The sequence below is a fragment of the Pseudomonas sp. MDT1-85 genome, from assembly GCF_054898065.1.
In genome coordinates, this window is sequence record NZ_CM142715.1 from 5,509,873 (window position 1) to 5,524,227 (window position 14,355).

The window sequence follows — 14,355 nt, forward strand, 5'->3', positions numbered from 1 at the left end:
ACATTGGTCTAGACCCTGTCTTGCTGGCAGGCTTTAACAATGCGGGTCTATAGTCAGCGGACATTCAGAGGATTGCGCCATGAGTGACCACCCTGCTGATCGCCGCCGCTTCAAACGTATTGCGTTCGATGCCCGAACCGAGCTGAGCCAAGGGGAGTTCATCTGGCCGGTGAAGTTGATCGACCTGTCGCTCAAGGGGTTGTTGATCGAGCGGCCCGAGCCGTGGCTGGGGAATCCAGACTGGCATTTCCTGGTTGATATTCATCTTAACGAAGACGTAGAGATCAAGATGGATGTGATGTTGACCCACGATGACCATGGTCAACTCGGGTTTGTCTGCAAACACATCAGCCTGGAATCGATTGAACGCCTGCGGAGGTTGATCGAGCTCAACCTGGGCGATCCGCAAGAGTTGGAGCGTGAACTGGGCGCACTCATCGAAATCTGACCGCTTTTGTACAAGGAGCTGCCGAAGGCTGCGATCTTTTGATCTTGATTTTCAGCGTATTTGAAGGCGCCAAGATCAAAAGATCGCAGCCTGCGGCAGCTCCTACAGGGGATTGGCGTTTATTCGAATAGTGCGTCGAGTGCCTGCTCCAGACGCGTCACGGCAATAATCTGCAATCCCGGCGGCGCCTCTTTCGGCGCATTGCCCTTGGGCACGATGGCGCGCTTGAAGCCATGCTTGGCCGCCTCTTTCAAGCGTTCCTGGCCGCTTGGCACCGGGCGCACTTCACCCGACAACCCCACTTCGCCGAACACCAGCAGATCATGGGGCAGCGGTCGGTTGCGCAAACTGGACATGACTGCCGCCATCAGCGCCAGGTCAGAAGCGGTTTCCAGCACCTTCACCCCACCGACCACATTGAGGAACACATCCTGATCGTGGGTCGGAATGCCGCCGTGGCGATGCAACACCGCCAACAACATGGCCAAGCGATTCTGATCCAGACCGAGCGTTACCCGGCGTGGGTTGGCCATATGGCTGTCGTCCACCAACGCCTGGACTTCCACCAGCATCGGCCGGGTGCCTTCCCACGTGGCCATGACCACGCTGCCCGGGACTTCTTCCTGGGCGCGGGTCAGAAAAATCGCCGACGGGTTAGAGACTTCTTTCAAGCCCTTGTCGGTCATACCGAACACGCCCAATTCATTCACCGCACCGAAACGGTTTTTCACCGCCCGCAGCAGACGCAGGCGGCCATCGGATTCGCCTTCGAAATACAGAACGGTGTCGACCATGTGTTCCAGCACTCGAGGGCCGGCCAGTGCGCCTTCTTTGGTGACATGGCCTACGAGAAAAATCGCCGTGCCGCTTTGTTTGGCGTAACGCACCAGCAACGCCGCACTTTCGCGCACCTGGGAGACGCCCCCCGGTGCCGATTGCAGTAGCTCGGTGAAGATCGTCTGAATCGAGTCGATCACCATCACCTTGGGCTTTTCCTGCCGGGCCGTGGCGATGATGGTTTCGATGCAGGTTTCGGTCATCACCCGCAACTGATCCTGAGGCAAGCCCAACCGCCGGGCGCGCATGGCCACTTGTTGCTGGGACTCTTCGCCGGTGACATACAGTGCTGGCATGCTCTTGGCGAGGTTGCACAAGGTTTGCAACAAAATGGTCGACTTGCCGATGCCGGGATCACCACCGATCAATACCACCGAACCATCCACCAAGCCGCCGCCGAGAACGCGATCCAACTCGCTGGACGCCGTGGAGAACCGCGGAATCTCTTCGACGCTGACTTCGGCCAGGGTTTTGATCTGCGCCTGCTGACCGGTCCAACCGGTGCGACCACTGGGGGCTGCAGCGCCGCCGCTCTCGACCATGGTTTCGGTCAGGGTGTTCCAGGCCCCGCATTCGCCGCACTGGCCGGCCCACTTGGGGAAGGTTGAGCCACACTCGGTGCAGCCGTACATGCGCTTGGCCTTGGCCATCTGAACTCCCGGCAAAAACCGCGATGATAGCTCAGCTCGCGCGGATCAGCGCGGCGGCGCCGTACGGATTTCACCGCTGGCCAGACGCGCGGCGCTGTTGCCCAGCGGATCTTCGGCGTTCATGTCCGCCCCTTTGGCCTTGAGTGCGTCCAGCAACTCGACGCGCTTGAACAAGCCGGCATACATCGCGGCGGTCTGCCCCGCGCCGTTGCGTTGGTCGGGGCTGCACTGGGCGGTCAGCAAGGTCCTGGCGATCTGCACTTCGCCTTTGAAAATCGCGCCCATCAACGCCGTATTGCCGCGTTGATCCTGGGCACAGGCGTCCGCCCCGGCAGCGAGCAAACGCTCCACTGCGGCGCTCTGACCGTGATAGGCGGCCAGTATCAGTGCGGTGTAACCCTTGCTGTCGCGGGTATCGAGGGAATAGCCGGCCTCGATGAAGGTCTCGAGCATCGACACATCACCGCGTCGAGCAGCATCGAAGTAGTAATCCTGTAATTGGGCTTTCAGCGCCTGAGGGTTCTTCGAGGTTTGCACGTCAGGCCCGGCGAATACACTGAGCGACCAGCACGCCAGAAACACAGACAGGTAAAAACGCATGACAGAGCTCCTTGATCAGACGGGACCTCGCATGAGGTCCCGCTTCAGGGGGATGGATCAGTCGACCAGTTTGGCCGCCAGCGCCTTGACCCGAGCCAGATCGCCCTTGGCTACTTTGGCCACCCCGGTCCCGTATTCCGGGTCGGCCTTGTAAAGGAAAGACAGGATGATGTGCTTGCTCTCGTCATCGGTGGTGGCCAGTGAGCCACCGAAGCTGTCGATCAGGTCCTGACGTTCCTTCGGGTTGAACGAGCGATACAGATCGCCGGCCTGCTTGAAGTTCTGCTCACGCTGAATCTTTGCCTGCTGCGTGCCGCCCGACAGGGCCGACTGGCTGTAACGCGCGGTTTGCGGTTCTTCACGGGACAGCAGGCGACTTGGCTGGTAATTCACGCCAGTGCTGCTGGCGCCGAGGTTCATTGCGCCATCCTGATTACCGTTGTTCACGGCGACTTTGGGTGCGTTGATCGGCAACTGCAAAGCGTTGGCCCCCAGACGATACAGTTGGGTATCGGCATACGAGAACACTCGTCCTTGCAGTAGGCGATCCTCCGAAGGTTCGATACCCGGAACTAAATTAGCCGGGGCCATGGCCACTTGTTCGGTTTCCTGAAAAACATTCGCCGGATTACGGTTCAACACCATTTGTCCAACTTTTCGCTCAGCAATACCCGGCCATATCTTGGTCGCATCCAATGGATCAAAATCAAACTTGGACAAGTCTTGTGGATTTAGAACCTGGATGTACAAGTCCCATTTCGGAAAGTCACCCTTGTTAATATGTGACACCAGGTCGTTAGTCATATGACTGTAGTCTTGCCCTTGAACACCCGTTACTTCTTTAGGGTCAAGATTTTTTATCCCTTGCAAACTTTTCCAGTGAAACTTTACATAGTGCACATCGCCTTTGGCGTTAACTAACTTGTAGGCATGTACACCATTGCCGTCCATCTCCCGATAACTGGCAGGCGTGCCGGAGTTGGAATACAACTCGGTCAAGGTGCGAGTGGCTTCTGGAACATGAGAGAAGAAGTCGAAACGACGGGAGTCGTCGTCAAGATTGGTGCGTGGGTCCGGCTTGAAGGCGTGGACCATGTCCGGAAACTTGATCGCGTCACGGATGAAGAAGGTCGGGAAATTGTTGCCGACCAGGTCCCAGTTGCCGTCTGCGGTGTAGAACTTGGTGGCGAACCCCCGCGGATCACGCAAGGTTTCCGGCGAATGGTTGCCATGGACCACCGCAGAGAAACGTACAAATACCGGCGTGTTCTGGCCGCCGGCAAATACCTTGGCCTTGGTCAGGTCACTGAGGTCGTCGGTCACGGTAAATGTGCCATGGGCGGCAGTGCCACGGGCATGCACCACGCGTTCGGGAATGCGTTCACGGTCAAAACGCTGGAGTTTCTGGATCAGTTGTATGTCTTGCAACAGCACCGGCCCGGTCGCGCCTGCGGTTTGCGAGTTCTGGTTGTCGCCGACGGCGGCCCCGTTATCGCGAGTCAAGGTCTGCGCGTTGACTGAGAAGGACAGCAGGCTGGCGGTCAGAACACCAAACGTACGACGGAGGGGAAAAGCCCCGAGGCCAAGGGGAGTTGTCATGGAAGTTTCCTCTGATTTTATAAGGCGCATCCAGGTGCGCCCCACAGAGGGTAGTGACCCAAAGGCCAAAACATAAATAGAAATCCCGCACCGAACCGATAGCGAAAAGGTTCTGGAAAGCCCGGTCTAGAGCGGGTAGTCGCGCGCGACTGGTGGCACTTTGTAAACTAATTGCCGGAAGATGTGTCGATAAGAGCGAGCATTGTAAGACGGTGTGTCGAGCATGAGCCGTTATGCTGATTTACACTGCGTTCACCAACCTCATCTGTAACAAGGAAATAACCTATGGGCGTGATAAGTGAGTTCAAGGCCTTCGCGGTCAAAGGTAATGTGGTCGACATGGCCGTGGGTATTATCATCGGCGCGGCCTTCGGCAAAATCGTTTCGTCGTTTGTCGGCGACGTGGTGATGCCGCCAATCGGCTTGCTGATCGGTGGGGTGGACTTCAGTGACCTGGCTATTGCGCTCAAGGCTGCCAACGGTGATGTTCCCGCGGTGATGCTGGCCTACGGTAAGTTCATCCAGAGCTTGATCGATTTCATCATCGTCGCCTTCGCGATCTTCATGGGCGTCAAGGCCATCAACCGTTTGAAACGCGAGGAGGCCGTTGCGCCAACCCTGCCGCCGGTTCCGACCAAGGAAGAAGAGCTGCTGGAAGAGATTCGCGACCTGCTCAAGGCCCAGAACAATCAGTCCTGATGACTGATCACACGGCAGAAACGGCGCCTTCAGGCGTAATGCCAGTCAGTTAAGCAATTTCAGCCGCGACGCCCTCTTTGTAGCAGCTGGCGAAGCCTGCGTTCGGCTGCGAAGCAGTCGTGAACCCGGCTAATGCGGTCCACCTGACGCACCGCAGTTGCTGATTTTACGACTGCTACGCAGCCGAACGCAGGCTTCGCCAGCTGCTATGTATGGACTCGCCCCCACTGTCTACCCGCTTTTGAAAAAACCGTCGCCCTGTTGCATCTATGTATTAGGCCTATTCGTGGAAGCCGTCTTCGGCTTCTGGCCAAAATTGGAAAAGCTCGTGGTATGCCGATTACAGTCAGGCCTCGAAGGCCAGTAGCAGCTTAGGCATCAATCCACGCCGGTCTTACCTGGGGTCAATTTTTCTTCAGCAAAGGGTCGGACAGTCAGTACCTCGGTGGCAGAACTCTGTCGCTCAGTGGCTCATCGTCGCTTGCTGGCCATCACCAGCGTGGCGACGATAAGTCTGGTCACTCTGTAGAAGCACCCAGACGATTCGCAGGTTGCGGTTGGCTAGCCTGATCGCAGCCTCCTTACGACCCAGCCGGCTCATCCAGCGCAACAAGCGGCGGTCATCGGGTTGCTGGGAATCAGGTCGTAGTTGTTGCAGCACCGCATGGGCTCCCTGGATCATCAGGCTGCGTAAATAAACATCACCTCGCTTGGTCATGTCCCCCAGCCGGACCGTCTGCCCGCTGCTGTGCTGGTCAGGCACCATGCCAAAGTACGCGGCAAACTTGCGGGCATTGGGAAATCGCTCAGGCTTGGTTTCCTTGGCCACCAGTGCCGTGGCAGTGACTGGGCCGATGCCGCGCACAGTCATCAGTCGCTTCGCCGTCATGTCGGCGCTGGCGGCCACTTCCAGGCGCCCCGTCAGCACGCTGATGCGTTCGCCCAAATGGCGCCACTCGGCCAACAGTTCGTCGATCAGTTCACGCAGCAGGCCCGGCACCGGCTGGGTGGCATCTTCCAGTACCCGCGGAATTTTCTGGCTGATCGCAACATCGCCCTGCGCCAAGGCCACGCCGTGCTCGAGCAGCAGGCCGCGCATCTGATTACTCACCGCCGTGCGTCGACGCACATAGCCTTGGCGGGCGCGATGCAACGCCTGCATTGCCAGCGCCGCAACGCTTTTGACCGGCACTGCGTAGATCTTTTCATCGCGACCAGCCCGCAGAATCGCCAGCGCATCGTTGCGATCATTTTTAGGCCCGCTGCGATGTGTGGCCACCAAACCGGCTGGAAGAATCCGCGCCAGATTGCCTTGGTCTTGCAACTGCCGGGCCCAAGCTTGAGCACCCGGACCGGTCTCCATCAGAACCACGACATGAGGCGGCAACTGGCGGAGAAACTCATAAAACGCCTCGCGCGACTTGATCCGCTGCTCGTAGTGCACCTGGCCGAGGACGTCTTCACCGGCGACCTGAAAGACCTGCTTGGCCAGATCGACCGCCACGGTTGTGCAGGCCGACAAATCGGAAGAAGACAGGGATTGATCAATCGAAGTATGCTTTTTCATGGACTCGCCCTCGCTGTCGTTGGCTGATTAGACTGCCACCGTGGCGCATTGACGCCTCGGCTTGGGCGAGTCCATCCAATTACAGATAGAATCGCGGCTTAACTGACTGGCATTAGCCTTCGGGCGCCGTTTTTTTTACCAGTAGTTTTCCACTGCCACCTGGCCGGGTCGTCGACTGAGGCTCAGGTGCATGCCCCGTTGTTTGAGCAACTTGCGCGTGTCATCGATCATCTGTGGATTACCGCAGAGCATCACCCGCGAATGCTCGGCTGTCAGCGCTACTCCGGCCGTTCGCTCCAGTTCGCCACGTTCCAAGAGCGTCGTGATCCGCCCATTCAAGGCACCCGGATGCTGCTCGCGGGTGACGGTGGCGATGAACTGCAGCTTGTGCGCGTACTCGGCCAGATAATCGCGTTGCGCCAGTGCTGTAATCAGCTCCTGATACGCCAATTCCCGCGCTTCGCGCACGCTGTAAACCAGGATGATGCGCTCGAATTTTTCCCAAACCTCGAAGTCCTGCAAGATCGACAGAAACGGCGCCAGACCCGTGCCTGTAGATAACAACCAGAGATCACGGCCATCGACGAAGCGATCCAGCGTCAGATAACCAAAGGCCTGCCGATCGACCAGCAACGTATCGTCGACTTCCAGCCGGCTCAATTCACTGGTGAACTCCCCTCCCGGCACGACAATGGAGAAGAACTCCAGGAACTCGTCATAGGGGGACGAGACCATGGAATAAGCCCGCCACACTGTACTGCCGTCCGCCTTGGTCACGCCCAGCCGAGCGAATTGCCCTGCGCGAAAACGAAAGCCCGGATCCCGGGTGGTCCGCAGGGTGAACAGGTTTGGAGTCAACGGCTGCACGTCAAGCAGCGTCTGGCGCGTGAATTTTTCTGCACTGGCAGTCATGGGTCGCTCCATTCAACAGATAACGCCAGTGTCCCGCAAAGCAGGCGGCGTAAACACCGGTGATTTGTAATGGCTTTTGCCCCTCTCATTAACAGTACCCATACAATTCTGTTTTTCCGTTAGTAACAGACCTAAGAACCGGTTATGCAGTTGCAAGCTTTTTCAAGAGCAAAAAAATCCAACATGCAAGTAAGAATTCTCCTACACTCGTGGCGTGCCGGATCCTGGATCCAATCAGCGCCAACGCAAGTAAGTCCGCAATGGAGTTACAAAATGAAAGTGTGGAAGGAATCACAGTTAACGCAGCTTTCTTACGCTCAGAAAATAGAGACCGCGTACGAGATTTCTCTTAATCTCGTTAAAAATCTTGGCTTTAATTTCTGTGCATTTTCAATAACCTCCCAAACAAGGGGAATACACCGCCATACGATTAATCTGAATAATTACCCCACCGAATGGAACACGAAATATGAACAAGAGCACTTTAGTGAAGTCGACCCGATACTAGCCCATTGCAATCATTCCGAATTACCGATTCTTTGGCAGGAAGAAGTCTTCTGCCAAACACCAACACTGTGGCAAGCACAAAAACAGCAAGGGTTGCGCTATGGCTGGTCCCAATCCGTTCATGATGAGAACGGGCTTTGCAGCATGCTGAGCCTGGCGAGAAGCCACTGCCCGATTACTACGCATGATCTGTACAAAAATCTGGGCTACGCGATGTTCATTAGCCGTCACCTGCACGGGCTTATTGCCAAAGAGCTGCCTGTGCCCTCGAAACCGGGCACAGTGCATTTATCATCCAGAGAAGTCGAGGTGTTGAAATACTCAGCCGATGGCAAGACCGCAAGCGAGGTCGCAATCATCCTCAACCTGAGTGAAAGCACGGCACAGTTCCATATACGCGGCGCCATCCGAAAATTCGGCGTTAACAACAAGATTGCGGCCGTGATCAGAGCCGCGAGAGTGGGCGTGATCTGAATCTGTTTGAATCCGCTAATCCCCGCGAGTAATCCAAGCGAAAAAAACGTACCATCTGCGATCCAATCCTGAGTGATGCCGTGTGAAATTCCACGACGTAGTCCACTCGGAATGGCTCGCCCGCTACCAGCCCCTGAGCGGCGGGCCGCTCGTTGATTATCCTTCGTTGACCACCCAGAGCCCCCCGCCTCATGCCTCTGCTCGAAACCCCTTTCGCTCAACTCGATCTGATCCGCCAGCCAGAACAGCAGAATGAACCGTTGCAAGCATTTGATGCCGCAGACGAATACCTGCTCAATCATCTGGCCGAGCAACAACCGGCAGCCGATACTCAAGTGCTGGTGCTCAACGACAGCTTCGGTGCTTTGGCCGCCAGCCTGGTGGGCAAGGTTCAGGTGACCAGCAGCGGCGATTCTTTTCTGGCTTTTCAGGGGCTGGAAAAAAACTTGATACGCAACGGCCAGACGTTTGATGCTGTGCCGAAGGTGCCTGCCAGCGAAGCGTTCATCGGGCCGTTCGACCGGGTATTGATCCGGGTACCGAAAACGCTGGCCCTGCTGGAAGAGCAACTGATCCGGCTAAAGGGGCAACTGGCTCCCGATGCCCAAGTGATTGCGGCCGCGATGGTGAAGCATTTGCCACGCGCTGCAGGCGATCTGCTGGAGCGTTACATCGGCCCGGTACAAGCCTCGCTGGCGGTGAAAAAGGCTCGATTGCTGATCGCCACAGCCGAAACCAAAGCCCCTGTTGTCTCCCCCTACCCGACTCGCTATCGACTCGACTCGCCTGCTATCGAACTGCTCAATCACGCCAATGTGTTCTGCCGCGAAGGACTGGATATCGGCACGCGGGCGTTTTTGCCGCACTTGCCGAAGAACCTCGGCGCAGCGCGGGTTGCCGACCTCGGATGTGGCAACGGCGTGTTGGCGATTGCCAGTGCCCTGCAAAACCCCGAGGCCCACTACACGCTAGTGGACGAGTCGTTCATGGCCGTGCAATCGGCCGCTGAAAACTGGCGCGCGGCGCTGGGTGATCGTGACGTGATCGTACGGGCCGACGATGGTTTGGCAGGTCAGGAACCGCAATCCCTGGACGTGGTGCTGTGCAATCCGCCGTTTCACCAGCAGCAAGTGGTCGGCGATTTCCTGGCCTGGCGGATGTTCCAGCAGGCACGTGAATCGTTGGTGGTGGGCGGCGCGCTGTACATCGTCGGCAACCGTCATCTGGGTTATCACAGCAAGCTGGCGCGTTTGTTCCGTGGCGTCGAGCAAGTCGCGGCCACCCCCAAGTTCGTCATTCTCAAAGCGCGTAAATAAAAGATCGAGTAGGAGGCGGATTTACATCCGCCGTCCTCTCACACCACCGTACATACGGTTCCGTATACGGCGGTTCAGGTTACACGGCTAAGCCGATCTATCGTATCCAGTATCGAGATCAGCCCGAGTCGGTCCCACAGCTTCTTCGGCAGCGCCTGATTCATATGAGGCGCTCCCGAGTTCCACCATGGGCCTCGGCCATTGACTGCCGATTTACACGCCCGCGCCTCATTAAGTCCCAAGCGTATCAAGTTGCGCGCCCTCGTAGAGGGCCGCTTCCATTGACGCCAGACGACACAGCGAAGCTTGTGCCGCACCCAGCCGTCCAGTTCCTCAAGTGGCCGCTTGCTCTGGCTCAGCTTGAAGTAGCCCGCCCAACCGCGCAGCACGGGGTTTATCCGCTCGATGATATTCGCCATCTTGTGGCCCCGCGCTTTGCGCAGCAGGCCTCTGAGTCGGTCGCGCAAACGACCTAGACTCATCGTCGCCACTCTCAGCTTCGGTTGCTGATGCCAGCTCATCCCGTAACCCAGGTAATCACACTTCCAAGACCTCGCAACTCGGCTCTTGTCCCGGTTCAGCGTCAGTTTCAGGCGCTGATTCAGGAAGCGCTCAACACTCCTCATCACTCGTTCGCCAGCACGAGGGCTGCGCACATAGATGTTCGCATCGTCGGCATAGCGCACAAAGCGATGACCCCGTCGTTCCAGCTCGCGGTCGAGTTCGTTGAGCAGGATGTTCGACAGCAACGGCGAGAGCGGGCCGCCTTGCGGCGTCCCTTCCTGCCGACGGCTGACGAGTCCGCCCGACATCGATCCCGCTTCGAGGTAACGACGGATCAGCGTGAGCACCCGCTTGTCTTCGATTTGGCGCGCCAGATAAGCCATCAGGATGTCGTGATTAACCCGATCAAAGAACTTCTCAAGATCAAGTTCCACGCACCAGCGATGCCCTGCCGCCACATGGGCGCGGGCTACTTCGATGGCTTGGTGGGCGCTTCTGCCCGGACGAAAACCGTAGCTATAGTCCGAGAACAGCGGGTCGAAGATCGGCGTGAGCTGTTGCAACAATGCCTGTTGGATCAGGCGATCCACAACGCTGGGAATACCCAGCTGCCGGGTGCCGCCTTTGGGTTTGGGGATGTCGACGGCGCGTACACCTTGCGGGTGGTACTCGCCGGCCAGCAACCTCTTCTGGAGGGTCGGCCAATACTGTTTCACATAGTCCGCCAACTGGTCGACCGTCATGCCATCGGCACCCGGCGCGCCCTTGTTGCTGACTACGCGATGATACGCACGTCTGAGGTTGGCGGGTGCAAGCACCCGCGCCATCAGCGTGTCCGGCTCCGCGTTCGTCCACGTCACAGACGCCGTCGATACCTTTGCGCTATCAGCCGTCATCCTCGGATTCTGTCCGGGACTCGGAGTAACAGTCTTCTCTGGGAGAAATTTCTGCATTTCGGTATTCAACGAGACTCTGACGCCTACTGGCGGCATAACCTGTTCGGCCCTTGGTGGCAGGGTTATTTGCCACTTACTACGGCCTCGGCTGACTTCTGCACGCTCATCCCGTCGCCTCTCGACGCGCGGTAGCACAGTGGCAAACGTGCAGATCTCCCAGGGTAATTCGCGCGACCTTCCTGCTTATGCCTGTCGGATCTACGTCACAGCGTTCCGTGCAAGTACTGGGCTTTGAAGATTTTGGCCTTCTTACCCCGCTGCGCCGCCTCTATCCGCTTCCTGTTCGTCAGGCCAGCATTTTGCCTCGGGCTTCCTTCAGATTCGCAGTCACCCGCGACACCCTTGCCTCTGGCTAACACTTCCCCTTGCCGGGTGTGTAGAGGACTTTCACCTCCAAGTCACCAGCGTGGCCACCACAGCCCAGCTGGTTGCGCTTGCGCGCAACGCGCCATGCCTGGCGCACCAAAAAAAACCCTCCATCGGGAGGGTTATAAATCCGTGCCGCAAGGCAACGGGATGGGAATTTCAGTGGGTGCTCAAACCGGCGGCATTCATGAACATGCGCATCAGCGAGGCCACAATGAACAGTGCCAAGACGCTGCCGGTCCAGATCATCGCCAGCCAGCCGAGTCGCTGCCAGAGCGGCTTTTTCTCGGCATCTTCGATTTCCTGCAAATCAGGTTTGCCAGCCATCATCGCTTTCTCCTCTGCAACGGTGCCGAATCCTGCGCCGTAGTCGTATGGGCTAGTGATAACCATCTTCGTGGGTGACCTTGCCGCGGAACACGTAGTAGCTCCAGAAGGTGTAACCCAGGATGAACGGGATGATGAACAGTGTGCCCACCAGCATGAAGCCCTGGCTTTGCGGCGGTGCGGCGGCGTCCCAGATCGAGATCGACGGCGGCACGATGTTCGGCCACAAGCTTATACCCAGACCGCTGTAACCGAGGAAGATCAGCACCAGGGTCAGCAGGAATGGCGTGTAATGCGCATTGCGCGCCACCGCCCGAATCAGACCGTACAAAGTCACCAGCACCAGAATCGGCACCGGCAAGAACCAGAACAGGTTCGGCAGGGAGAACCAGCGTGCAGCAATATCGGCGTGGGCCAACGGCGTCCAGATACTGACGATGCCAATCACTGCCAGTAACACGAAGGCCAATGGCCGCGCCAGGTCATGCATCTGCTCCTGCAATTTGCCTTCGGTTTTCATGATCAGCCAGGTGCAACCGAGCAGCGCGTAAGCCACCACCAACGCCGCACCGCAGAACATCGTGAACGGGGTCAACCAGTCAAGTGAACCGCCGGCAAACTGACGATTGACTACCGGTAGCCCATCAATGAACGCCCCCAACGCCACGCCCTGGAAGAAGGTTGCGGCGATCGAGCCACCGATGAATGCCTTGTCCCAGAGGTGACGCTTTTCGTCCTTCGCCTTGAAGCGAAACTCAAAGGCCACACCGCGAAAAATCAGCCCGATCAGCATGAAAATCAGCGGCAGGTACAGCGCCGAGAGCACCACCGAATAGGCCAGAGGGAAGGCGCCGAACAATGCCGCGCCGCCCAATACCAGCCAGGTTTCGTTGCCGTCCCAGACTGGGGCGACGGTGTTCATCATGACGTCACGATCGCTCTTGCCCTTGATGAACGGGAAGAGAATCCCGATTCCCAGGTCAAAACCGTCCATGACCACGTACATCATGATGCCGAAGATGATGATCACGGCCCAGATCAGCGGAAGATCAATACCCATGATTCAAATCTCCTTGTTCAGGCTGTGGTTGTGATCAGCGTCACCAGTGTCATCGGCTGCAGACAGCGGACGGGCTGGTGTGCGCTTCTGGCCAGGACCGCCTTCGTTGGTTTCCTTGCCTTCGTCGATCTTCGGCCCTTTGCGCACCAAGCGCATCATGTACCCAAGACCGGCACCGAACAGCGCGAAATACACCACAACGAACATGATCAAGGTGATGCTCATCTGTACGAAGCTGTGTCCGGAAGACGCGTCTGCCGTGCGCATCAAGCCATAGACCACCCACGGCTGGCGGCCGATTTCAGTGGTGAACCAGCCGGCGAGAATCGCGACCAGGCCGGATGGGCCCATCCATAGCGCCAGGTACAGGAATGGACGTGAGGTATAAAGCCTGTCGCGTTTGCGCAGCCACAGACTCCACAAACCAGTGAAGATCATCAGCACGCCCAGGCCGACCATGATCCGAAACGACCAGAAGACGATGGTCGAATTCGGCCGGTCTTCAGGCGCGAACTCCTTGAGCGCCGGCACTTGCTTGTCCAGGCTGTGGGTCAGTATCAGGCTGCCCAGGTAGGGAATCTCAACGGCGAATCTGGTTTTCTCGGCTTTCATGTCCGGCCAGCCGAACAGGATCAGCGGGGTCGGTTCATCGCCGACGTTTTCCCAGTGGCCTTCGATCGCAGCGATTTTCGCTGGTTGATGCTTGAGCGTATTGACGCCGTGGAAGTCACCGATAACCGCCTGAATCGGCGCCACGATCAGTGCCATCCACATCGCCATCGAGAGCATGGTGCGGATCGCCGGGTTGTCCTTGCCGCGCAGCAAGTGCCAGGCCGCCGAGGAACCGACGAAGAAGGCCGTCGCAACGAACGCCGCCGTGGACATGTGCAACAGCCGGTAGGGGAACGATGGGTTGAAAATAATCGCCAGCCAGTCCACCGGAATGACTTGGCCATTGACGATTTCGTAACCTTGCGGGGTCTGCATCCAGCTGTTGGAGGCCAGAATCCAGAAGGTCGAAATAAGGGTGCCGATGGCTACCATGACCGTCGAGAAAAAGTGCAGCTTGCGCCCGACCTTGTTCCAGCCGAACAACATGACACCGAGGAAACCGGCCTCGAGAAAAAAGGCAGTGAGCACTTCATAGGTCAGCAACGGCCCGGTCACCGAACCTGCGAAGTCCGAGAAACGGCTCCAGTTGGTGCCGAACTGATAGGCCATGACCAAACCGGAAACCACGCCCATGCCGAAGTTGACGGCAAAAATCTTCGACCAGAAGTGGTACAGATCGCGGTAAGTGTCGTTGTGCGTCTTCAGCCACAGGCCTTCGAGCACCGCCAGGTAACTCGCCAGGCCAATGGTGATGGCCGGGAACAGGATGTGGAACGAAATGGTGAATGCGAACTGAATCCGGGCGAGATCAAGTGCCTCCAAACCGAACATAAGTCTTCCTCTGTCAGGTAATACCGGCTGAAGGCTTGCGGCCTACACCCACTGCCCCCACGGATATGGAGTGTGGCGAATTCGAATTCG

13 protein-coding genes are annotated in these 14,355 nt (G+C 57.7%); 4 read left to right on the forward strand and 9 right to left on the reverse strand.

Annotated elements, in window-relative coordinates; genetic code table 11:
- The first annotated feature begins 79 nt into the window (after positions 1–79).
- Positions 80–448 carry a PilZ domain-containing protein gene (locus ACYZT2_RS24750; RefSeq protein ID WP_461968152.1) on the forward strand — a complete coding sequence of 123 codons (369 nt, stop codon included), beginning with the start codon at positions 80–82 and terminating at the stop codon, positions 446–448.
- A gap of 119 nt (positions 449–567) precedes the next feature.
- Here the strand turns inward: ACYZT2_RS24750 and radA are convergent, their stop codons facing one another.
- From radA to katB, 3 genes are read right to left on the reverse strand one after another with little or no spacing between them, the layout of a single operon-like run.
- Positions 568–1,935, reverse strand: a complete 1,368-nt coding sequence (gene radA, locus ACYZT2_RS24755; RefSeq protein ID WP_461968154.1) for a DNA repair protein RadA — start codon at positions 1,933–1,935, stop codon at positions 568–570.
- Positions 1,936–1,980: 45 nt separating this feature from the next.
- Positions 1,981–2,535, reverse strand: coding sequence for an ankyrin repeat domain-containing protein (locus ACYZT2_RS24760; protein ID WP_461968156.1), 555 nt, complete (start codon positions 2,533–2,535; stop codon positions 1,981–1,983).
- A gap of 57 nt (positions 2,536–2,592) precedes the next feature.
- The gene (gene katB, locus ACYZT2_RS24765; RefSeq protein WP_461968158.1) at positions 2,593–4,134 is read right to left on the reverse strand and encodes a catalase KatB; all 1,542 of its coding nucleotides are present in this window, start codon (positions 4,132–4,134) and stop codon (positions 2,593–2,595) included.
- Between the two features lie 285 nt (positions 4,135–4,419).
- On the opposite strand from katB, the gene mscL reads away from it, so the two are divergent.
- Complete coding sequence (gene mscL, locus ACYZT2_RS24770; protein ID WP_461968160.1) at positions 4,420–4,833, forward strand: large-conductance mechanosensitive channel protein MscL; 414 nt, start codon at positions 4,420–4,422, stop codon at positions 4,831–4,833.
- A 463-nt stretch (positions 4,834–5,296) separates the two neighbouring features.
- Here mscL and ACYZT2_RS24775 read toward each other — a convergent pair whose 3' ends face one another.
- Both ACYZT2_RS24775 and ACYZT2_RS24780 read right to left on the reverse strand, forming a co-directional pair.
- A complete protein-coding gene (locus ACYZT2_RS24775) occupies positions 5,297–6,355 on the reverse strand; it encodes an IS110 family RNA-guided transposase (RefSeq protein WP_461973063.1) in 1,059 nt (352 codons plus the stop codon).
- Positions 6,356–6,535: 180 nt separating this feature from the next.
- Positions 6,536–7,312, reverse strand: coding sequence for a ferredoxin--NADP reductase (locus ACYZT2_RS24780; RefSeq protein ID WP_461968162.1), 777 nt, complete (start codon positions 7,310–7,312; stop codon positions 6,536–6,538).
- A 273-nt stretch (positions 7,313–7,585) separates the two neighbouring features.
- On the opposite strand from ACYZT2_RS24780, the gene ACYZT2_RS24785 reads away from it, so the two are divergent.
- Positions 7,586–8,293, forward strand: coding sequence for an autoinducer binding domain-containing protein (locus ACYZT2_RS24785; RefSeq protein WP_461968164.1), 708 nt, complete (start codon positions 7,586–7,588; stop codon positions 8,291–8,293).
- Between the two features lie 191 nt (positions 8,294–8,484).
- Complete coding sequence (locus ACYZT2_RS24790; protein WP_461968166.1) at positions 8,485–9,609, forward strand: methyltransferase; 1,125 nt, start codon at positions 8,485–8,487, stop codon at positions 9,607–9,609.
- A 74-nt stretch (positions 9,610–9,683) separates the two neighbouring features.
- Here ACYZT2_RS24790 and ltrA read toward each other — a convergent pair whose 3' ends face one another.
- From ltrA to ACYZT2_RS24810, 4 genes are all read right to left on the reverse strand, one after another.
- Positions 9,684–11,105: a group II intron reverse transcriptase/maturase gene (gene ltrA / locus ACYZT2_RS24795; protein WP_461968168.1), complete on the reverse strand. Its 1,422-nt coding sequence runs from the start codon at positions 11,103–11,105 to the stop codon at positions 9,684–9,686.
- Positions 11,106–11,594: 489 nt separating this feature from the next.
- Positions 11,595–11,762 carry a DUF2474 domain-containing protein gene (locus tag ACYZT2_RS24800; RefSeq protein WP_461973256.1) on the reverse strand — a complete coding sequence of 56 codons (168 nt, stop codon included), beginning with the start codon at positions 11,760–11,762 and terminating at the stop codon, positions 11,595–11,597.
- 52 nt (positions 11,763–11,814) lie between these two features.
- Positions 11,815–12,822 (reverse strand): cytochrome d ubiquinol oxidase subunit II, encoded by a 1,008-nt coding sequence (gene cydB, locus ACYZT2_RS24805; RefSeq protein ID WP_429429804.1) that lies wholly within the window; start codon positions 12,820–12,822, stop codon positions 11,815–11,817.
- 3 nt (positions 12,823–12,825) lie between these two features.
- Positions 12,826–14,265: a cytochrome ubiquinol oxidase subunit I gene (locus tag ACYZT2_RS24810; protein ID WP_461968170.1), complete on the reverse strand. Its 1,440-nt coding sequence runs from the start codon at positions 14,263–14,265 to the stop codon at positions 12,826–12,828.
- Positions 14,266–14,355: the final 90 nt, after the last annotated feature.

Coding starts and splice junctions, on each gene's coding strand:
- ACYZT2_RS24750 (WP_461968152.1), top strand. CDS start 80: ATGAGTGACCACCCTGCTGATCGCCGCCGCTTCAAACGTATTGCGTTC.
- radA (WP_461968154.1), bottom strand. CDS start 1,935: ATGGCCAAGGCCAAGCGCATGTACGGCTGCACCGAGTGTGGCTCAACC.
- ACYZT2_RS24760 (WP_461968156.1), bottom strand. CDS start 2,535: ATGCGTTTTTACCTGTCTGTGTTTCTGGCGTGCTGGTCGCTCAGTGTA.
- katB (WP_461968158.1), bottom strand. CDS start 4,134: ATGACAACTCCCCTTGGCCTCGGGGCTTTTCCCCTCCGTCGTACGTTT.
- mscL (WP_461968160.1), top strand. CDS start 4,420: ATGGGCGTGATAAGTGAGTTCAAGGCCTTCGCGGTCAAAGGTAATGTG.
- ACYZT2_RS24780 (WP_461968162.1), bottom strand. CDS start 7,312: ATGACTGCCAGTGCAGAAAAATTCACGCGCCAGACGCTGCTTGACGTG.
- ACYZT2_RS24785 (WP_461968164.1), top strand. CDS start 7,586: ATGAAAGTGTGGAAGGAATCACAGTTAACGCAGCTTTCTTACGCTCAG.
- ACYZT2_RS24790 (WP_461968166.1), top strand. CDS start 8,485: ATGCCTCTGCTCGAAACCCCTTTCGCTCAACTCGATCTGATCCGCCAG.
- ltrA (WP_461968168.1), bottom strand. CDS start 11,105: ATGCCGCCAGTAGGCGTCAGAGTCTCGTTGAATACCGAAATGCAGAAA.
- ACYZT2_RS24800 (WP_461973256.1), bottom strand. CDS start 11,762: ATGGCTGGCAAACCTGATTTGCAGGAAATCGAAGATGCCGAGAAAAAG.
- cydB (WP_429429804.1), bottom strand. CDS start 12,822: ATGGGTATTGATCTTCCGCTGATCTGGGCCGTGATCATCATCTTCGGC.
- ACYZT2_RS24810 (WP_461968170.1), bottom strand. CDS start 14,265: ATGTTCGGTTTGGAGGCACTTGATCTCGCCCGGATTCAGTTCGCATTC.